The organism is Bacillus sp. N5-665, assembly GCF_022637375.2.
In the GTDB taxonomy this organism is placed as follows: domain Bacteria; phylum Bacillota; class Bacilli; order Bacillales; family Bacillaceae_G; genus Bacillus_A; species Bacillus_A wiedmannii.
On record NZ_CP093325.1, the window covers coordinates 3,619,685 to 3,640,816 of the forward strand.

23 protein-coding genes are annotated in these 21,132 nt (G+C 33.9%); 3 read left to right on the plus strand and 20 right to left on the minus strand.

What is annotated here, in order from left to right:
* Positions 1 to 38 precede the first annotated feature (38 nt).
* From MNO09_RS21165 to MNO09_RS21180, 4 genes are all read right to left on the minus strand, one after another.
* Entirely contained in the window at positions 39 to 500 is a 462-nt protein-coding gene (locus tag MNO09_RS21165; RefSeq protein WP_000024987.1) for an NUDIX hydrolase, read from the minus strand.
* A 30-nt stretch (positions 501 to 530) separates the two neighbouring features.
* Positions 531 to 728, minus strand: coding sequence for a DUF4083 domain-containing protein (locus MNO09_RS21170; RefSeq protein ID WP_002203457.1), 198 nt, complete (start codon positions 726 to 728; stop codon positions 531 to 533).
* Positions 729 to 831: 103 nt separating this feature from the next.
* A complete protein-coding gene (locus MNO09_RS21175) occupies positions 832 to 1,992 on the minus strand; it encodes a transglutaminase domain-containing protein (protein WP_000520869.1) in 1,161 nt (386 codons plus the stop codon).
* A 145-nt stretch (positions 1,993 to 2,137) separates the two neighbouring features.
* Positions 2,138 to 2,890 (minus strand): YwqG family protein, encoded by a 753-nt coding sequence (locus MNO09_RS21180; protein ID WP_001041260.1) that lies wholly within the window; start codon positions 2,888 to 2,890, stop codon positions 2,138 to 2,140.
* A gap of 220 nt (positions 2,891 to 3,110) precedes the next feature.
* Here MNO09_RS21180 and MNO09_RS21185 point away from each other — a divergent pair, with 220 nt between their 5' ends.
* Together MNO09_RS21185 and MNO09_RS21190 are read left to right on the plus strand one after the other, a co-directional pair.
* Positions 3,111 to 3,257, plus strand: a complete 147-nt coding sequence (locus MNO09_RS21185; protein WP_000540425.1) for a YjcZ family sporulation protein — start codon at positions 3,111 to 3,113, stop codon at positions 3,255 to 3,257.
* 87 nt (positions 3,258 to 3,344) lie between these two features.
* Entirely contained in the window at positions 3,345 to 4,310 is a 966-nt protein-coding gene (locus tag MNO09_RS21190; protein WP_000686805.1) for a patatin-like phospholipase family protein, read from the plus strand.
* Positions 4,311 to 4,421: 111 nt separating this feature from the next.
* Here MNO09_RS21190 and MNO09_RS21195 read toward each other — a convergent pair whose 3' ends face one another.
* Positions 4,422 to 4,589 (minus strand): DUF3933 family protein, encoded by a 168-nt coding sequence (locus tag MNO09_RS21195; RefSeq protein ID WP_000816376.1) that lies wholly within the window; start codon positions 4,587 to 4,589, stop codon positions 4,422 to 4,424.
* Between the two features lie 12 nt (positions 4,590 to 4,601).
* Positions 4,602 to 6,044, minus strand: a complete 1,443-nt coding sequence (gene pdxR / locus MNO09_RS21200) for a MocR-like pyridoxine biosynthesis transcription factor PdxR (protein ID WP_000443456.1) — start codon at positions 6,042 to 6,044, stop codon at positions 4,602 to 4,604.
* Positions 6,045 to 6,162: 118 nt separating this feature from the next.
* Here pdxR and MNO09_RS21205 point away from each other — a divergent pair, with 118 nt between their 5' ends.
* Positions 6,163 to 6,777: a LysE/ArgO family amino acid transporter gene (locus tag MNO09_RS21205; RefSeq protein ID WP_001287292.1), complete on the plus strand. Its 615-nt coding sequence runs from the start codon at positions 6,163 to 6,165 to the stop codon at positions 6,775 to 6,777.
* Positions 6,778 to 6,830: 53 nt separating this feature from the next.
* On the opposite strand, the gene bcbE is transcribed toward MNO09_RS21205, so the two are convergent.
* The 14 genes from bcbE to MNO09_RS21275 all read right to left on the minus strand — a co-directional run bounded on the left by bcbE (position 6,831) and on the right by MNO09_RS21275 (position 21,119).
* Entirely contained in the window at positions 6,831 to 8,060 is a 1,230-nt protein-coding gene (bcbE, locus tag MNO09_RS21210; protein WP_000913346.1) for a bacillibactin exporter BcbE, read from the minus strand.
* A gap of 237 nt (positions 8,061 to 8,297) precedes the next feature.
* Positions 8,298 to 8,504: an alpha/beta-type small acid-soluble spore protein gene (locus MNO09_RS21215; protein ID WP_000113545.1), complete on the minus strand. Its 207-nt coding sequence runs from the start codon at positions 8,502 to 8,504 to the stop codon at positions 8,298 to 8,300.
* A gap of 126 nt (positions 8,505 to 8,630) precedes the next feature.
* Positions 8,631 to 9,473 carry a petrobactin biosynthesis 3-dehydroshikimate dehydratase AsbF gene (gene asbF / locus MNO09_RS21220; RefSeq protein ID WP_000877690.1) on the minus strand — a complete coding sequence of 281 codons (843 nt, stop codon included), beginning with the start codon at positions 9,471 to 9,473 and terminating at the stop codon, positions 8,631 to 8,633.
* A 36-nt stretch (positions 9,474 to 9,509) separates the two neighbouring features.
* On the minus strand, positions 9,510 to 10,493 hold the full coding sequence (gene asbE, locus MNO09_RS21225) for a petrobactin biosynthesis protein AsbE (protein ID WP_000200723.1): 984 nt from the start codon (positions 10,491 to 10,493) through the stop codon (positions 9,510 to 9,512).
* A 44-nt stretch (positions 10,494 to 10,537) separates the two neighbouring features.
* Positions 10,538 to 10,792 (minus strand): petrobactin biosynthesis protein AsbD, encoded by a 255-nt coding sequence (gene asbD, locus MNO09_RS21230; RefSeq protein ID WP_001250755.1) that lies wholly within the window; start codon positions 10,790 to 10,792, stop codon positions 10,538 to 10,540.
* Positions 10,789 to 12,027, minus strand: a complete 1,239-nt coding sequence (gene asbC, locus MNO09_RS21235; protein ID WP_000909562.1) for a 3,4-dihydroxybenzoic acid-AMP ligase AsbC — start codon at positions 12,025 to 12,027, stop codon at positions 10,789 to 10,791. Before asbC ends, asbD begins: the two co-directional genes overlap by 4 nt.
* Positions 12,014 to 13,852, minus strand: a complete 1,839-nt coding sequence (locus MNO09_RS21240) for an IucA/IucC family protein (protein ID WP_002203456.1) — start codon at positions 13,850 to 13,852, stop codon at positions 12,014 to 12,016. Before MNO09_RS21240 ends, asbC begins: the two co-directional genes overlap by 14 nt.
* 60 nt (positions 13,853 to 13,912) lie before the next feature.
* Entirely contained in the window at positions 13,913 to 15,721 is a 1,809-nt protein-coding gene (locus MNO09_RS21245; RefSeq protein ID WP_001163360.1) for an IucA/IucC family protein, read from the minus strand.
* Positions 15,722 to 16,019: 298 nt separating this feature from the next.
* The gene (locus tag MNO09_RS21250; protein WP_000402425.1) at positions 16,020 to 16,541 is read right to left on the minus strand and encodes a GNAT family N-acetyltransferase; all 522 of its coding nucleotides are present in this window, start codon (positions 16,539 to 16,541) and stop codon (positions 16,020 to 16,022) included.
* Between the two features lie 96 nt (positions 16,542 to 16,637).
* Positions 16,638 to 17,318 (minus strand): MgtC/SapB family protein, encoded by a 681-nt coding sequence (locus MNO09_RS21255; RefSeq protein WP_000119502.1) that lies wholly within the window; start codon positions 17,316 to 17,318, stop codon positions 16,638 to 16,640.
* A gap of 159 nt (positions 17,319 to 17,477) precedes the next feature.
* Positions 17,478 to 18,134 (minus strand): YkyA family protein, encoded by a 657-nt coding sequence (locus MNO09_RS21260; RefSeq protein ID WP_000873560.1) that lies wholly within the window; start codon positions 18,132 to 18,134, stop codon positions 17,478 to 17,480.
* A gap of 14 nt (positions 18,135 to 18,148) precedes the next feature.
* Entirely contained in the window at positions 18,149 to 18,970 is an 822-nt protein-coding gene (locus tag MNO09_RS21265; protein ID WP_000409390.1) for a peptidoglycan-N-acetylglucosamine deacetylase, read from the minus strand.
* A 101-nt stretch (positions 18,971 to 19,071) separates the two neighbouring features.
* Positions 19,072 to 20,433, minus strand: coding sequence for a sensor histidine kinase (locus tag MNO09_RS21270; protein WP_000824509.1), 1,362 nt, complete (start codon positions 20,431 to 20,433; stop codon positions 19,072 to 19,074).
* Positions 20,430 to 21,119, minus strand: a complete 690-nt coding sequence (locus MNO09_RS21275) for a response regulator transcription factor (protein ID WP_001142159.1) — start codon at positions 21,117 to 21,119, stop codon at positions 20,430 to 20,432. The genes MNO09_RS21270 and MNO09_RS21275 overlap by 4 nt, the downstream gene beginning before the upstream one ends.
* Positions 21,120 to 21,132: the final 13 nt, after the last annotated feature.

A 21,132-nucleotide genomic window follows, 5' to 3' on the forward strand; every position in this document is an offset into this window, starting at 1 on the left:
ATAAAAAAGAAGCTAATCTCATTAGCTTCTTTTTTATGTTAACGATACACCCCTACTCTTTTCTCTAGTAAGTCCTGTAAACAATCCTCATGTTGTTGATTAAACAATGGTGGCATTTTGTTTAGCGGGAAAAACTTCAATTCCAACGTTTCATCACCGTCTACTTTTTGCTCTCCACCGGCAATTGAGCATGAAAAGAATATTAAAATTGACTGAGCTCTATCACCATTTGGATATGTTTGAAAATATTTTGTATACACCCCGAGAAGCTCATTTATTTCTACATCATAACCTGTTTCTTCTTTTATTTCTCGAATCGCGGTTTCTGCGGCAGATTCTCCGATTTCCATTGCACCGCCAGGAAATCCCCAAGCATTAAAATCACCTCTTTTTTGCAGTAATACTTCGCCAGATTCATTTAACACACAACCACCCGCAAAGTTTATGAGAACACAGTCGTGCCCTACTTTTTCACGTAATTCTTTTATATAATTAGCCATCCTCTTCCCCTTTTCATACATCTTCTATCACTATTTCTTATCTTTTTCAAGCAATTCAATCATTCGATCTAGCTTCTTATTCATATTAATTACATGTTGTTTTTTTGCAGCGCTGTTTTGCAATAATCTTCTAAGGAACAAAGTAAATGATAGGAAAAACAAAACGATAAGTCCGATTACTAAACAAGTATATATTAATGTAAAAATATTACTTTCGAACAAATTCATTCCAATCCCACATCCTTCCTTTTTGTATTTTATCACACAATTCTGTTTTTTAAAGTGATACATAATAAAAAGAGCACCTTTTACAGATGCTCTTCTTCATTAATTAATACGTAAATGTAATTGTCGCTAATGAATAATCTGCCATCGCACTATATGGTGCTACTTCATAAGATACACGTTTTGCACCTTTTGGCCAATTTATTTCATTTAACACTTTCTTTATATCTTGCATTGTTCCATCCATAGATTGCTTATATCGTACTTCTACCTTTTCTGGCTTAGAAGCGAATTGTTGCTGTAATTTTTTCTTAAATTCACTATAATTATCTGCCCCGTATTGTGCAGACAAATATTTTAAATTTGTTTCTTTTAACATTTGTTCATACGCAGCAGTCTTTGAACTACCCGTTTTTATTTTGTTTGTTAATTCATTAAAGTAACTTGCAGTTGCCGCCGGATATTTACTACGATCCCATTCATGATCTTTACTTAATTGCTCGTCAGACATATTAAAATATGAATATGTTACACGCCCAGCTTTATCTGGTACTGGATCATCGAATGTCGTATCAATGTGATACCATTTATTTTCAATGTTTACTAAATTCCATGCATGAGCTTGTCCATTCCCAGTGCCTGTTACAATATGATTTTGAATACCTGCTTCTTTTAACAACTCATACGTTAATAACGTATAGCCTTGGCAAACGGCAGAACGATTTGCTAATGCTTCATATGCTGTATACGCTTTATAAGACGTATCATAAGATACATGTTTCACAACATAATCATGAATCGCTTTTACTTTCTCATGCTCATCCATTCCAGGTTTTACAATTGAACCGATAATTGCTTTTGCCTGAGATTTCACATATTGTGTTTGCTCTTTTGATTCACGGTACTTAACTTGCAGTGTAAACGTATAGTTTCCTGGTAACCCTTTAATAGAATATTTAGTAGACGCTACATTATATTTTACATACTCATCTGCATCTACAATTTTATTAAACTCGCCATACAATTGGTCCATAACATTTCTAGCATTTCTATCTTTTGATTTATATGTGATTGTAATATTTTCTTCTCGATTATCAACCTGTTTTTTTAATTCTTTTCTAAAATCATTTAACAACTTTGCATCTGATTGTGATGTCGCTACAGTTGAATTCGTAGCTGCATAAGATACAGATGACGCCTGTAAGCCTCCCATTACTATAGTTGAACAAAGTGCGGCAGCTGTCACATACTTACTTGTCTTTCCCATCATGTCACTCCTTATATTCTATAACTATACGAAAAAGTATCGTATAGTTTCAGAGTATACAATACTTTTTCGTATAGGTCATATGAGATTATGCATATTTAACATTGTAAAAAGGTTGTTCTTTTTACAAGAACAACCTTTTTCATTAACAAGTTTGTAATACACAACATGTATTTTCAAAACGTCGATTTTTCAAGTCTTCATTTCCAATACAGAAATAAAGCATTCCTAAATCTCCCCACATCATATTACAATTTTTAGTATCTGAATCGATTTGGAATAAAAGCGTCATTTGCTGCGGGTCTATCCCCATATATTCTCCTGTCTCATATAATACTTCCTCTTGTACAGAAAATGGCTCACCAAACATTTGATGGTTATCATAGTTGTCTGGGATTAGTTCTTCAAGCAATTGTAAGAAACGATCTGAATCAGCCTCATCTTCAATGAAAAGCTCTGGCAATTTATATGTCAGTTCAAAAGTAGTTACACACTGGTTATAATTTGTTTGCAATTCATCGGCCCTTTGTAATTGCTCTACAGTAACATCATAATAAAGTACACGCCCCGCTTCAGTTGGATTCACATCTTCTTCAAAGTAATTTTCAATGCTAAAGAAATATAACATCCCTGTCTTAGGAAGATTGTGCTCCATACCAACATTTTGTAAATCATTTAAATTAAATTGAGCGATAAACTGTAACCGGTTTCCTTTGTACATTGGGTATTCAAATGCAGATGGTAAATCAGGAACTCCTCCCATTTTCGAACTACCTACCGCAACTGTTTCCTCCTGCTTTGGCACAACTTTCACACTAGGAAATACAGTATTAATAAGTTCTTCTTTTAAATGTGTCAGCCCATATTTATCAATTAATACTTCAATTTGTTTATTCATAAATTCTCCTTACATTTACATATTTATATCATCGCACAAAAATTATACTCCATTCTTTGTAAAAACAACAAGCCTCCAAAAAAACGGGCTCTTCCTTCATACGCGAACAAGTTAAAAAAAGCATAGTATACATTGTTCCTACAAACACGATAGTTCATTATTTCTTCCAGTACATTTTCCCCTCGTTCATTTTTATTTTTAATTTAAGGAGGAATTCCACATGGGTTACGGATATAGTTGCGGCGGTTACGGTTACGGCGGTAGTTGTGGTGGATGTGGTTATGGAGGTTTCGCTTTATTAATCGTTTTATTTATCCTTCTAATCATCATCGGAGCTAGCTGTTGGGGCGGCTTTGTAGGCTGCTAGTAAATTTAAAAACTATTGTAAAAAAGCACGTACAATACGTGCTTTTTTTCCATTTTCAAATCTTTTATTCGAAAGGAAGTATGATTGATGAAGATTGATGGTGTTTTTGAAGGAGGCGGTGTACGCGGGATTGCACATGTAGGGGCAATTTGCGCGTTAGCTGAAAAAGGCTATGAATGGGAGCGTGTAGCTGGAACATCAGCTGGTTCCATTATCGCTGCGCTCCTAGCAGCAGGATATTCTTGTTCAGAGTTAAAAACGATTATAACTGATATCGATTATAATAAATTTACGAAGAGAACCTTTATTGACAGAATCCCCTTTATCGGAAAAGGATTAAGTGCATGGACTACTCTTGGTATTTACTCCAATATATTTATAGAAGAATGGATTGAAGAATTACTTCGCAAAAAAGGAGTTCACTTATTTACAGATTTACCTGATTTAAATAAGCTTAAAATTATCGCTTCTGATATAAGTAATGGTAAAATGGTTATCTTTCCTGATGACTTACCAAACTACGGATTTTTAAATTATCGCTTCTCTATTGCTAAAGCTGTAAGAATGAGTAGTACAATCCCCTTCTTCTTTGAACCGGTAAAATGGAGAACCCCTAAATGGAAGCAACCTTGTTATATGGTTGATGGAGGGATTTTAAGCAATTACCCAATTTGGATTTTCGACTCACCTTCCTCTCCTCGCTGGCCAACATTTGGATTTCATTTCGTAAAAGATGAGATTCAAGCTGATCCTGCCCACTACAATGAGCCTATTTCCATGTTCAAAGGACTTTTTAAAACAATGATGCAAGCCCATGATTTACGTCATTTAGATAAGGAATCAAAAGCAAGAACGATTACAATTCCAACAGGATCCATTACAAGTACAAACTTTGAGTTAACAAAGGAAGAAAAAGAGTGGCTTTACAATTCTGGTTATAACGCCGCAAATAAGTTTTTACAATCTTGGAACTTCAGACAATATATCGATGACTATAGAAACGGAAATCAGGACCGAAAAACAAATCGGTATTTCCGTCAACTTGACTCATAATACTATTATTTTTCATACGAGAACACGTAACGCTTTCAAAAAAAATAAGCCTAGTAATATCATAGATTACGAGGCTTATTTACTTCCTGCTGCATCATTATTATTCGTTGCTTAAGGATACGTTAACCCTTCAGCTTCTTCCGCAGTAATAACTGTGTATCGATTTCCCGTTCGTAATCCTAACAATTCTGCTTTTTCAATTGCATCCTGCTTCGACTCCGCATAAGCAGCTAAATATTTTTCTCCATTGATAATTTGGCAAATTACGTATTGTTTCATTATTTTCTCCTCTTACTTTTTCATTAGTTGTGCAAGTTTTTTGATACCTATTTCAATTTCTTCTAACGTTGCGTATGAATAGGATAGACGCAAAAATTGGTTTGCACTTCTATCATACAAAGTACCTGGATTTAATAAAATCTTTTCTTTCAAAGCTTTGTCGAATAAGCTACGGTTCGAAACGGGTACATTCATATGTAACCAAATATAAAAACCACCTGTCGGTTCATACCATGTTGCTATATCACGACAATATTTCTCTAACATTTGCAACATAAAATCTCTACGTTTTTTCAACTTAGTTCTTACAAACTGTAAATGTTCATCATACAATCCATCTGCAAACCATTCCGCTGCAATTTGCTGGGATATAGAACTTGAACCATAATCTGTTTGCATTTTTATGTCTGCCAATCTTTGAATGACTGGCTCAGATCCAACAATCCATCCAATTCTTAACCCTGGACTAATAACTTTAGACATACTCCCAATATGTAGTACAATTCCGTTTTTATCATATGCTTTTAAAGGCTTTGAAACAGGCTCATCAAACCATAAGTCTTGGTACACCGCGTCTTCTATAATAGGCAAACCAATTTCGTTACATATTTCCATCACTTCTATTCGTTTCTTCGCATTCATACTAAAGTTCGTCGGATTATGAAAAGACGGGATTGTATATAAAATAGATGCATTAAATTGCTTCTTATATTTCGTAATATATGATGCATGTAAACCGTTCTCATCCATTGGTATACCAATTAAACGCATTCCTGCTGATTGAAAAACATTAAGAGAATATAAATAAGATGGTTTTTCTAATAAGATGGATGCCCCTTTTTGAAGAAGCCCCATAGAAATAAGTTGCAACGCTTGAATTGCTCCTGAAACAATTAATATAGAATCAGGAGTTACATCTATACCATGTCCTTTTAAATAGTCCGCAATTTTCTTCCTTAAATAGAAATTCCCTTTCGGTTCTTCATACCCAAGTATCATGCTCGACTTTAAAAGCTTATTCATAATATCTTTCATCTTTTTTTCAGGTAAAAGACTTGGCGCGAGCTCACCTGTTCCTAAACGAATTACATGCGGATAAAATTCAGCTTGATTAATCTCTTGAATAGCAGGCAGATTCGGATAATGAAGTCCTGTTTCTACATAAGACTGCCAATTAGGCGGGGGCGCGTACGTTGAAGCATTCTCATTATTATTTACAACAATTGTTCCTTTCCTGCCATTCCCTTCAATGTATCCCTTTGCCACTAGTTCATCGAAAGCCATTACAATTGTACTCCGGTTCACACCGAATGTATGTGCCAAATCTCTTTGTGAAGGCAATTTCGTTCCAACAGTCCATTCTCCATTAACGATTCTTTCTTTTATATACGTTTCTATTTGTTTATACAGAGGAGTCGCTAGAGACATATTCGGTTTCCAAACAAAGCTTTCCATCATATCACCTTATATTCTTTTTGGTTGGTAACCTCTCCAATCATATGGATGGATACAAATTTTCATTTCTTCTATACAATATACACTATCATACTGAATTAAAATAGGAGGTAATATGATGAGTGAAGCAATTATTCATGGTATCATTCTTGCATTTGGTCTTATCATTCCATTAGGTGTCCAAAATGTTTTCGTCTTTAACCAAGGTGCGAGCCAACCAAACATTTGGAGGGCAGCCCCTGTAGTATTAACTGCCTCTATATGTGATACGTTACTCATATTGATTGCAGTGCAGGGTGTCTCCCTTATACTCCTTACTTTTTCTTGGCTAACTAACACGTTATATATAATTGGATTTTTCTTTCTCCTATATATGGGCTTTGTTATTTGGAGAAGTAACCCTTCCAACGATATAAAAAAAGAAAACAGTATGCCATTAAAAAAGCAAATCCTTTTCGCTGCATCGGTTTCGTTATTAAATCCACATGCAATTTTAGATACAATCGGTGTAATCGGAACAAATTCTATTCAATACATAGAAAGTGAAAAATGGGCTTTCACACTTGCAACTATTATCGTTTCTTGGATTTGGTTTATAAGCTTAGCCTTAGCGGGGAAATTTCTAAAAAGAATAGACTCAACCGGAAAGACAATCGTATTATTAAATAAGTTTTCGGGTCTCATCATTTGGGGCGTCGCGCTTTATATGTTAAAACAAGTTATGTATTCTTAATGAACGAAAGAGAATTGCATGTTCCTTAAAACACCATGCAATTCTCTTACAGGTTATGAAGTAGGTTCCGTTTTCTGTTTTACCGTCTTTGCATCTTTTGCTGGTTTAATCCAAATCATTGCTATAACAGCACCGATACCAGCGAAAATACTTGTTACATAAAACACTTCATGGTCAGCACCTTTCATGAAAAAAGAGTATAGAGGTGGTCCAGCTGCTACACCAATAAATCGCATGGAACTATAAAATGACGTAACTGTCCCCCTTTGCTCCTTTTCAATTCCTTGTGTAATTAGGGCGTCTAAACATGGGAGTGCCATACCAATTCCTATCCCCATAATAACGAGACAAAGAAGTAGTAAATAAATCCCTTTTATAAATAAAGGAATGATGACTGATGCAGCTGCCATTAAAAAACCAATATAAATACACTTCTTCATTACATTTTGATTATCTCCAATTTTTTTACCCGCCATATATGAACTAAGTGACAGTACAAGTAACGGGATAGCAAGTACACAACCTTTCCATATACCATGTATGTCATACTTTGATTCCAGTATCGTCGACAAATAAAAGAGAATTCCGAATAAAATAAGCATAATAATTGCACCTAATACAAAAATGGCAATTAACCATCTTCCCTTTTCTCGAAACGTAGAGATAATAGATTTTATAAACTCTTTAAGTGGTGGCACTTCTCCTTCTTGTTTCTTTGCCTTTACTAGAACAAGTAATAAAACAATTGATACTATGCATAAAACTGGAATTGCCCAAAATGGTAAGAACCATACAATGGCAGCAAGAGCAGATCCTAAAATAGGGCTCAGCACTTTTCCAAATGTATTGGATGTTTCAATGATTCCTAAACCTGTACTAACTTGTTTTTCATCTTTGTATAAATCACCAACACACGGTATAACAACTGGCATTGCACCAGCAGCACCAATACCTTGAATCGCTCTACCGATCAATATCCAAGTGTAGGGATTATCAACTTTCCATGATACCCAACCAGTTATCGCTCCTCCTATAGCCGCAATCAGCAAACTCGGAACCATTATCATCTTTCGTCCCCATCTATCTGATAAATAACCAGCAATCGGTATAAGTAAAATGGCTACAATAGAGTAAATTGTAATAATCATGGATACTTGAAACGATGAAATATGTAATTTCTTTTCGATAGTCGGTAGGATTGGAATGAGCATTGAATTCCCTAATGTCATAACAAGTGGAACTGATGCAAGCGCAATTAAACAACAGTTTTCTTTTTTTAACATGTTGGCTTCGGAACCCTTTCATCGTATATTTCTGACCATATAATAGCCCTGCTGGAACGTAATTTTTCATTCCACCAGGGCTATTACATCTTTACTACTTCCCATTTACAACAAAAGAAATTGGGGAAAATATAGTATTATTCCTATTCTTTGAATCCAGTTCGCAATATATTCATACCAATTAATTGAAAAAAAAAGAAAGGAAGAATCCTTCCTTTCTCCTATAACCTTCTACAATTAGCGAGTATATCCGCCACCAAGTTGTTGTTCTGCCATCGCTACTAGACGTTTTGTAATTTCACCGCCTACAGAACCGTTTGCACGTGAAGAAGTGTCAGCTCCAAGTTGTACACCAAATTCTTGTGCAATTTCATATTTCATTTGATCTAAAGCTGCTTGTGCTCCATGTGATGCTAATTGATTAGAATTACGATTTCTAGCCATTACCAATCACCTCCTTATTTATATATAAATTGTGTTAAATTTTAATTTAAATACATGGTAATTTTTGGTTATTTATATTTTTAAAAAAAGAGTCTCTACAATGAGAGACTCTTACATCATTTTATATTAAGAAGTTACTACTTCTAAATTTCTATTTGTTAATACTTTCATTTCTTCTTTTAATATATCTTTCGCATTATGTCCAAACCATTCGAGTGAAGCAAAATGGTCAGTATCTCTCACTTCCTGAATAATCTCATTATAATTTACCACACCTTCAAATAATGGAACCATACCAATTCGACTTCCCGCTGCTGCATATACATTATTTGGTTCAAACACATGCAAATAATCTGCTGACGATATATTCTTAAAATGGTAATGTTGTATCCACGGCTTTAGTCGATGGAAGCTGTCTATTGGATCTGCACCAGACTCCCATATATGAAGAAAATCAAGGTTTATTTTCAAATTCGGATGATCTACTTCTCCTAATAATTCCAAAGTAGAAGGCAGCGTATCCGTTAACGTATTTGGATGTGTTTCTAAAAGTACATACATATTATGCTGAGCAAATACTTCACAAATCATGCGAATACGATTCACATACTCTTTTCTCTCTTGTCCCGAGAAATCTTCGCTACCTTTTTGTCCAGCAAACGTACGAATTTTGTTTGTTTTAAACCAATTAGCTAATATTGCAATTTGTTCACATTTCTCTATCGTTTTTTCAAAATCTGCTGATAATGATATGTCTAAGTAATCACTTATCATCGTAATTTCCAAGTTTTTATCCTTTAAACAATTCAATTCTCGTTCTGTCGTTTCATACTCTTGCATATACAAATTTTGTGCATGAGTCCCCCACAATTCAATTCCTTCAAAACCGTTTTCATATGCAAATTGAACAATATCAGTAAATGAAATTAATTGATGACGAAAGGAAATAGTACATAATGAATATTTCATAGGTTTGAACTCCCTTATCTTAAATTCAGTTAGCTTTTATAATACTAAGACAGACTCGTTTGTTTTCATTTCTTTCCATAATAAAAACTGTCTCTCTAATTCAGCCTTAATTTGCAGTTCAATTGCATTCATTTCATCCAACTTTTTAACAATTGATAATAACATGCCTGTATTATTCGTCATTGCCATTTTAATTGCTCGATACTGTACATTTGTAAATCCTTGTACAATATCCTCTACTCGATCACACCAATAATCAAACTCTTGCTCCGAATATTGCAACGTTTCACGGAAGTATGCAAAGGCATGTTCATAACTATATTTACGAATCGCAAGTACTGGTATTTGTTTGACTGCCGGTACAAGACCAGAAAGCGAATACCCATCTTCTTCATTTGCCATTTTTATAATTAAATTTTTCAGCTCCATAGTCAGTTCATTGTCAGTTCTTTTGAAAGTTTCTATGAAATAACTTGCTACCATTTCTTCTGTTGGCTCCTGAATTTCTTCTATATCAATGAAATACCCTCCACCAAATGGGTTATCTTGAACAGAGTGGAGCACTTTTTCTCTTTCCATATTCCCTTCCCAGCGAAAATCAGGATCTAGCATGAACCATTCTTCTTCTTTCTCCGTCTTTGATATCATCAAATAATGCGGAAACGGTTTTTGATGGAATTTATTTTCCCTCTCTGGTAATAGAGACATATCTACCATTACAATGACATAGCGATTCTCTGGCTTGTTTTCTACTAATTGTAAAAACGTTTCTACATTGCTATCCTTATCTTTTGCATGATCATACCATTCGTTCACTTTCATGCCATACAATTTTTCATACCATAATAAATAATTATCGTGGTTAATATTTTCGGAGTGATACGATATAATTCCGCCTTCTGTTATATCAAAATCGCCGTCCCATAGTCCAAAATAAAAGGGACGAAAATCTATATCGCTACGCCTTTTTATAATTTCGCAAAAACAACTCACTAAACAGTGAACTTTAATTGAAGTCATATTCTCATCCACTTTCCTAAAAGTTAATTATTCACATTTACTTCTTATACCGGCTGTAGCTCCTCCATAAAATCAAGTAAAGATCCTACAGTAAGAAATGCTTTTGGATCTACCTCATCCTCTGGAACGCATAGCTTTACATCCATTTCTATGTAAACTATGAGTTGTAACATCATTACCGAATCTATATATAAATCTTGGTTTAAACGCATCGTTTCTTCTAAATGCGTTACATTTTTTAGTTCCATTTTTTCTTTCATAATTTTCAATACTTCATTTTTTAATGTTTCACGTCTCATGTTGTAACCTCTCCCATCTCTAGTAACTTTCTACTTACTTTTCCAGTTTTATTTTTCGGAATTTCAGTTACACTTTCAATCTCATGTGGAACTTTATAAGCTGGTAAATGCTGTATACACCATTCTCTTATTCGAACCGGCTCAATATGAGAGATTACTTTCGCTTTAACTATTTCGCCCATCACAGGATGTTTCCCTCGATATACAATTGCCTCTTGAACACCTTCTAGTCGAAGCATCGTTTCTTCTACCTCTATAGGAAAGACTTTTAATCCTGAAACGTTAATCACATCATCCATGCGCCCCATAAAATGAAGGCCGCGCTCAGATTTATACCCCAAATCTTTCGTAAAAATTTCCTTATCGTTCATTTTCACTACGATTTCTTCAGGCATATTTTCATCTGAACCTATGCTTATACTCACATGAGGTAGTGGATTTCCTAAATCTAAATGGCTTTTCATATCATGACATATACTAATACAACCTGCTTCAGAACAACCGTATTGCTGCATCATATATGTTGTCATTTCTTTTAGTTTATAAAATAATGCTTCTGGCAAAGGCGCTCCGGATGTCATAATTTTATGAAACTGAAATGTTCCTTGCGGGAAACTCCCCATAATATGTAACATAAGTGGTACTGCATATATGATATGTTTTTCTGTATTGCGAACTATATTTAAGGCGAATTTAGGATTTTTATTCGTAATGATGATAGGTTTGCTTCCCCGCGTAATTGCAGATAACGTACCACATATTAGTCCGTATGAATGTGAAACAGGAGCCATAACAATCGGCACTTCATCTACTTCACAGTTTAAAGCTTCATTATAAGCCGTAATTTCTGTATCCACTTCCGCCCATGCTCTACGAATCAGTTTTGGTTCTCCTGTTGTTCCAGAACTATATTGCAATAAAGAAGGCTCTTCTAGTAAAGCGTTCACTACTTCTAATTTCGTAAAATCGCTATATTCTCCATATAATATCCCGATACAATTTGCACGCTTTGCCATTTCAATAGCCGTTTCTTTTGGCGTATCTTCATGTATAAGCAATACTGATAATTTCTTTTCTTTTAAGAAAAACACAAGCGTAATAATATCGAATGGATCTTTCAAACAAAGCGCAAATCTATTTCCTGCTGCTTTTTGAAATTGTTCCATTTCCTCATAAACTTGTAATCTCAAATCAAAATCACTTTTGCTATACTCTTGTTTATTAACGATTAGCATAATTTCCCCCTGTAACAACTGATTTTTGTTTCATAAGTTGGCTTGCTCTATACAATGGATTTGGAACTTCATGAACAAGCGATTCCACATCCATATATAATCGTCGCTTCGTTAATTGCTCAGCATAGAATGTAGGAGTGTATAGCTGAATACTTTCAAATCTATCTTTCAAGTATGGATATTTTCTAAAATGATTTTCAATTTCTTCGACAACTATCATCCAAAAAATTTCTTCTTTCCAATCATATTCGTCTGCAAGTACGAAAGCTAATTCTCCTACATTAAATAAGAACAGTGCATCTAATACCATCTCTTGTAAACATTCAATACGATTCATTTCAAAGAAATCATTCATTTTTCCATTCACATACGTTTTATGCATTTTAGTAAAGTCTGGACATTTATTCATTTCTTTTAAGAATGGACGATAAAACTCAAGTCCTTCATGGAAATCCTTTAATGCAATACGGACAGGTAGCCCTTCTTTATGAACTAAAATCATATTTTGTCCGTGTGATTCTAATGCGATTCCATGCTCTACAACAAGATGTATAACTGGTATGATCGCTTTTTGAATCAGTAATCGTAGCCAATTTTCTATCCCATATTTGTTTAACCATGCATCAATAACTGGTGTCCCGTCTTTCTCTTTTGCATATAAGCCGTTAAAGGGAACCGCATCCTCTTTCTCATTTAAATATTTATGAACGCTTTCACGCCAAATGCATCCTAATGAACCATATGTGGCTTTCTTATTCGTATCATACGTTACACTCGAAAATTCCTTTAGCAAAATAATGCGCGATTCATCCCTTAAATAAGAATCCTGACTTACGACATCACTTAACCAATTCGATATAGCTGGTGCACTCACAACTGAATATGGTTTCAGCGTACGGAGTGTTGAAGTGTTAAGTATGTTCAGCGATAACTTTACATATGGTCTCTTTGGATTCGTAACATTTCTTAACGTCCTCATCGATTGTTGCGCGCAATAATCATCCGCCGATTGTCCTAAATAAATTATATTTTTATCCTGTATATGGTCAGCGTAATTTGGAATGATGAAATTCTCCCACTGCCAAGGATGAACAGGTATAAACACGTACTGCTTTGGATCGCATCCCGCAATGTGAATTCGTTCCATATATGCTTCTAATTTATGCTCGCCTATCTCACCTTTTAAAATATTGTCATAGATTACTTCATTTTCATAACCTACAGCCGCATATTTCTTATGCGCTGCAATCCATACAATTTTTATTGGTCTCATAAATTCATATCCATATTGAAAATTGTCACGATATTGAAATCCAATTCGTGCTTTATAGCTAGGATGATATGGGTGACCGTCTATTAAATGGCACTCAAAGTCATCGTACGATTTTTGAGTATATTTCACCTTATTATGTCTTTCATATTGTGCAATCGTGTCTTTAAATATCGTTTGTTCTAATTCATGAATAAAAGAATCTAATTTCGTTTGTTCTACGTTAACAATCCGAAAAACTTCTTCCAAAAATTGAGAGACTGAGTGTATTTCTTGTTTTCCCTCTTGAACTCTTATTACTAATGAATCTATAGAGATACGTCCAAATGTCATTCGTTCTCTTCCGTAACATTCGTACGTGACACTTTTGTTGTCCTCATCAAGTCCTTGTATAAGAAAAAGAATTTGTTCTTCATTTTCTATGCGAATTGGCGTAATAATCCCCTCATAAATTAACGACTCTACTAATTGACGTAACACTCTTCTTCGTACTGAAATGTAATCTTCTGATTCAAGCGCTTTCAATATTCTCGTATGATACATGTCCACTCTCATAACTCCCTCCGCCTTACGAAAAAACACCATTATTTGTATTACGTGAAATTTTAACGTTATTTATGAACGAACAGCCACTTCTCTAACGAGCGGATTCTGTACCTGTACGTAAATTGCTTGTTCTAAAGGATTACTTAACTCATCGACATCGAAAAATCTCGTTAATAAATTTGCTTTACATGCCAACTTATCCTCTTCTAACAATTCTCTTAAAAAGGTAGAAGGTTCACGGTTATACGGAAGGAACGATTCAAGTACAGATCTTAATTCAGAGAGAAGAAATTCCTCCTTAATTAATCCTGCTGTGCCAAAACCGTTAATGAGACCAAACATATGATTAAAAATTAAGTAGTAACGAAATCTCTCATCTACAATATAATCGTCATATAAATTTCCAGTACGCTCTCCAATGCCAGCCAACTCATTATTAAGCATCTCTTTCATTGAATTACAGAAATAAAACCCTTGATTATCACGGAAATAATATTTGACCGGATAACCATCCTTTAGCTGAACAACGCTATTTTGCTGATGCGCTTCTAATGCAACACCATAACGTAAGTACATCCATACCATCGGCTTTAAAGAAATATTCATATATCGTCTAAACCAATCTAAACTTACTTCTTCACAGCTTCTACCTTCTAAATCTGCTAGTCGATGAATAATATTCGATAAACGAGTACGTTCCCCAGGTATAGCATCTTGCACTAATCCAGCAATTAAAGTAGCGTCATTTGCATGTTCACTATAAAAAGGATTCTCTCGTATAATTACTTCAAATCCAGATTCTTTTGCCCCGTAATTTAATGTAATAAATGCTGGATCACAAATAAAATCAAAACCTGGAAACTTCTCTAACACTTCACCAATTGCTGTATTTAGCATTTCCTTTCCTTCAAGACCACTCTCTAGTTCCTTCAATTTATTAATACGCATTGAATTTGTTACTTTTACTGGAAATGAAAACTTAAGCATATATTTTGATTGGGGATGATATAACGTCCTAAGTGATGATGTTGCCATATAATACTTACCGACAGGACCGATATATTCAAGTACTCCTTGATCTATCCAATCCTGTACGTATGATTGGTGTAATAGCCATTCTGCCTGAAGCGGATGAATTGGAAGTAATGAATATTCATCTTCATTACAATACTTCGATATAAATTCTTTACAAACCATCTCATCATTACGTAACTCTTCTTTTAGAATTACTGTTGTAGAATCTAACAATAATGATTTTTCATTTACTATATTTTTATGTGCCCTAAAATAATGAAGCTGACATTCTCCTTTTAATTCTGGAGAATACATTGCGCTTTTCCATTCCAAAATACCTTGTCTACTCTTTGGGGTTGGATGAGTTAAATGTCCAAATAATAAAGATTGCTCCGCTTCTATAAAGGATGTATGGAAACCGTATAATGCAGATGTATCTTCTATTCTCTCCTTTGTAAATTCTTCAATATTTTGACAACTACGAATAACTCGAAGCATAAGTTCAGCAGGATTCGTCCCTTCTCCGTAGTTGATAGACATCTCTTTTATTAAGAATGTAATAACTGTAACGTAATCTGCTTTTATAACATTCTTATTTTCTCCCATTTGATAATAAAATTGTTCTCCAAACAAATGGCGATCTGTTGCTGATTTATATATAACTTCTCCATACAAAGTAATGTGTTGTGCCGATAGCCGACAATATAAATATGTGGGGACTATATCTCTATTCAACGTATTACTGAAGATACTTTTCATTTTTTCATCCTCTGTAACCCATTCTCCACTCCCTGTTTCTCTTAAATAACAGTTTAAAAAACTTTGTAATGTTGCATGTTCTGCGATTTGTTTCGCATGCTGCATATTGGTCCTCCTCTTTATATTAAAGCTATCGAAATTTTATATAATAAACAACAATTGAATATCGTTATCAATTATGATTCTAATTGATAACGATATTCAATTCAATAGTATATTTCAGAATTTTTATATCTAATTTAACTTTTCTTGTTTTCTCTCTTTTCTTTAATCTAGTTAAAAATACACGAAAAAAATACTCAATTTCAAACTATATACTTACTATTTTTCATTAGTAATCCATCCAAAATAGTTAAACAAAAGAGGTATACCTTAATTGGCATACCTCTTTCAAAGAATAAGTTTACATAATAATATTATTTATATCTCTCCAACAATAGGCTGTTTCTTCTACCTGTACTCGCTCTAAAAATTTTGTATCAATTTTTTCTGGATTAAATTTTTCATAAAAATTTTTAGACGGATTATTCGTAACAACCCATACTAAAAGTGATTGCATATCATTATTTATACATTCTGATAATAGAGATTGAAATAACTTTTGTCCTATTTTCATTCCTTGATACTCTTGTAAAAGGTAGATTGCATATAATTCCCCATCACAATTATATGCACCACTTCTTTCCACTCCCCCGTCAATGAATCCGATTATTGTTTCATCTGACGTCTCTGCTACAAATCTATATTTGGATTTATCCTCTTGTTGAAAAATATTTTCCCATTGTTTTTCTCGTTGCTCATATGTTATATTTTCTAAAAATTCGTCAGCAAATATCCCTTTATACGTTGTTTTCCAGCTATCAACATGCACCTTTGCTATACCTCGTATATCATCTTTTATCGCTCTTCTAATATGTATTTCCATCATTTCTCCCCCTTGTTATTCATCATTATATCAATTTATTCCCTTAAAAATCCAAATAAAAAAAGAGTGAAGTAAATTCACTCTTTTTTATCACAATTATCTACTTTCCACTTCAACTGAAACAACACGATCAATCTCTTTCAGTGAACTATACAACTCTGTTGTATATAAATCTTCTGGAGCTAAAATAACCATTTCCAGTTGCTGAAATGCTCCATTATCTATATCTTTAATTTTCACTCGTTTCACATGCATACCTAAATTTTTAATTTGCTTAAATATACCATCTAACTCATGATGCTCTTTTACAGTAATTTTTATAGATAAATCCTTTTGTCTTAATGAATACGGACCTGCAATTTTCACAAGTTGTGGAAGTACGTTAATTGCTAAAATAATTAAAATCATAGCAACCGTCGCTTGTAAATAAAATCCTGCTCCAATCGCAATACCTAAAGCTGAAGCAGCCCACACCATAGAAGCTGTCGTTAATCCAGAAATAACATCATTACTTCTTCGTAAAATAACACCTGCCCCAAGAAAACCAATCCCACTCACAATTTGAGCAGCTAGACGCATTGGATCCATATTTGTATGTCCTGGAACAGAATATACATGTACGGCTTCAATTGAAACCATCGTAATTAAACAACTTGCTACAGAAATAACCATACTTGTTTTCACACCAAGCGGTTTATTCTTTAGCTGCCTATCTATCCCGATGAATAATCCTAAAAAGAGTGCTAAACCTAATTTGAGTAAAAATTCATATGACATATTTCCATTCTCCTTACTTTACAATGTTTCCCTTGGAATAATTCACTATAACTCTTTTATGATATCAATTCCAGTCTTTTCTATTCATTTAACGTAAAAAGCCGAAAAAACATTTGTAACGATGTTTCTCCGGCTTTTTATTATGCTTAAGATTCTTCTTTATTTCTGATCTTTCATCTTAATCTCTGCATCTTTGTAGAATGCTAATTTACTGTCATTATACTCTTTTGTAAAATTGTTAAATTGCTCTTTTGATTTTTGTGCTTCCACAGTTAATTCATTAACAGCCTTAACTTTTTCACCAATCTCTTTTAATTTCGTTTCTTTTACTTTTAATTTTTCATACAGTTCTTTTTCAGTCGCTAACGCCTTCGTATAATTTTCATTCATCTTTTGGAATGCATCATAACGGTTTTTATACGACTCTTCTACTGCTTTCGCTTGTTTTTGTAACTTCTTATCTTCAAGCTTCTCTATATTTCCTTGAACAGATTTCGTTTCTTTCTGAGCTTTTTCTAGCATTTCTTTCTCATTTTTCAATACTTTTTCACGGTCATCTACATTTGCAGTAGCTTGCTCTATCTTCTTCATAACAGCGTCATTATGATCTTTACCTTCTTGTAAAATTTGAGAATATAGTTCTTGACCTTCATTCTCTAATTTCTCTAACTTCTTCGCTTCATCAACTAATGATTTTTCTTGTGTCGCTGCTGTTTCAAAAGCTGTATATAGATTTTCTTCTGGTTTTTCACCGAAACAACCTGTTAATAGTCCTACTGATAGTGCTCCAACTACTGCTACTTTTCCATACTTCAACGTTCATTCCTCCATTACATACGGTTATCATGCCAGAAATTCACTGGGAAGTGACTCTCTTCATGATAAGCTTCAAACTCATAACCCTTTTCTTTTAACCCTTTTAAAATTGCTGGCACAGCAGCAACTGATTGTGGGTGAATGTCATGCATTAAAATAACTTCCTGTGGTTTTGTTGCATGTGTTATTACGTTTTGAGCAATTTGTGCTGCCGCTGCATCAACTTGCATTTTGTTATATTTCCAATCTAATGAATCAATTGTCCAATCCCATACTTTAAAACCGCCCTCTACCACTTTATTTCGAAGGCCTTCATTTAATCCAGGCATCGAACCGTATGGTGGACGTGTTAATTTAGGTGATTTTCCAATAATATTTGCGATTAAGCTTTGATCTTCTTTCATTTCATTTACATACTCGCCATTTTTATATAACTTCGCAAAATTATGTGTCATACTATGCATACCTACATAATGACCCTCTGCATTTTCACGTTTCACTAAATCCGGAAATTCTTTTACATTCGCTCCAATTAAAAAGAACGTCGCCTTCGCATCATGCTGTTTTAACATATTTAACAATTCAGCCGTATATTTCCCTGGGCCATCATCAAATGTAAGATAAGCAACTTTTCTTTCTTTTCCATTAAAACGACTTGGTGCCGTTTTATTCATTTCTACTTTCGGTTGTTCACTTGCAAGCTGTACTACGTTTTCTTGTTTTGCAACAGCCTTTGCTGGTGAAGTAATGGATTGAAACATGAAATACCCAATAGCTACTGCTGCAATCGCTATTAAAACGACTACTACTCGTTTAATTTTAAAAGCTTTTTCCATTCTATCGAATTCCTCTCCCTATTAATCTTATATATAAATCACCCAATATAATTATACATCTATTTATTTTATTACACTATATAAACAGACCTATATATGTATTATAGTGGGAGTTTTATCAAAATGGTTGTTCCTATTCCTTCTTTACTTATAAAATTAAGTGTGCCTCCATGAAGCTCTACCATTTTTTTAACGATGGCTAAACCGAGACCTGCACCTGTAGCATTGTTATTAATCTGGTAAAATGACTGTTCTATATATGGTAAATGCTCTTTAGCAATTCCAATCCCTTCGTCTTTCACCTTTATCACTGCTTGTCCTTCATTTTTAGTCGCTTCAATATGAATTGTACCTTTTTCATGTGAATATTTAATAGCATTTTGAACGATATTCAAGAAAATTTGCTTTAGCCTATTTCGATCTCCCATCAATTCAATTCTTTCTATCGTATTAATAAATTGAATTTGTTTCTCTTCAGCGTTAGGAGTTAATTGCCAAATCGTCTCCTCTAGTATATCGTACATTTGCACATTTTGTTTATATAAATTAAAATGATTTGATTGTAATCTTGAAAAATCTAGCAATTCTTCTACTAAATGAATCAATCGGTCTGTCTCACCTGAAATAATTCCCATGCCTTGCTTTATCTCTTCTTCTGTTAAATGATCTACCGTTTTTAACGTCTCACTCCAACCTTTAATTCCAGTTAAAGGCGTTCGTATTTCATGAGAAATAGAAGCAATGAATTCATTTTTCATCTGTTCCGCTTTTTCTATTTTATTAGACATATGATTTAAACTATATGCTAACTCACCTAATTCACCTGGATAATCCTCTTTAATTTTCTTCTTTAATGTACCTTCTGCAATTTGTGAAGAAGCATGAATAATAGATTCGATAGGTTTAACAAACGAATTCGCTAATCGTCTACTGATTAAGAATACGATACCAGAAATGACAATTCCAACTGAAATAGTAAACATAATAATTTCAATAATCTTTGCATTTACATTCGTTAAAACAGTTGTATATTTCAAAACACCGATCGTTTGTCCTTGATGAATAAGTGGACTAATCACTTCCAATTGTTTCACATTGTCTTTCGTAACAGTCACTTGATGATACATTTCTCCTTCTAGTAAAGAATACGGAATAACTACTTTACCTTCTACCTTTTGTCCACTTGACGACTGTATAATCGTACCATGTCGATCAATTAATTGTAATTCGGTTCCTTCTAACTGAAAGCTCTCAATTATATCCCCGCTGTATTCTTGCAAACGAATAAAGTATAGGGAATTGTATTCAGAGAAAAATCGCGTACTTGTCTTCGCATGAGATTCTATATATTGCACAATACCATTATAATAATATCGATAAATGGAGACTGAAAATACGACTTCAAATAATACGAGCATAAGTATAATGACCGTCATAAAATATAAAGTCACTTTTCTTTTCATCTTATACTTTCCTTCCACACATATCCTTTTCCCCACACAGTAAGAATAAATTCAGGTTCTGATGGATTACATTCTATCTTTTGGCGTAACCGCCTCATATTTACATCTACTACTTTCGTCTCACCTACATAATTCGTTCCCCAAATCATATTTAAAATTTCATCACGTGAAACCGGCTTTGAAGCCTGATTCATCAAATACTGTAATATCATATACTCTGTAGGGGTTAAATCAACTAATTGTCCACTTTTATATAATCTTTCTTCTATAACATTTAACGAAAACGGGCCAGATATGATCATATTCGCTTTTTCATCATGTACTTCTATTCTTCTTAGTAACGATTGTATACGTGCAATTAATTCCACTGGACTAAACGGTTTTGCGATATAATCATCTGCACCAATTCCTAGTCCTTGTACTTTATCTTCATTTTGTACGCGTGCGGTTAACATAATAATACCTATTTTTTTATTTTCTTCCCGGATGGATTTACAAACTTGAAAACCATCGATTCCTGGTAACATTACATCAAGCAATGCTACATCAACAGTATGTTCACATAAAATCTGTAACGCCTCTTCTCCCGTACTAGCTTCTAACACATAAAATCCAGCACGTTTCAAATTTAAGACGATAAAACTACGAATAGGCATTTCATCTTCTAAAACTAAAATTGTTGGCATAATTTCCACCTCC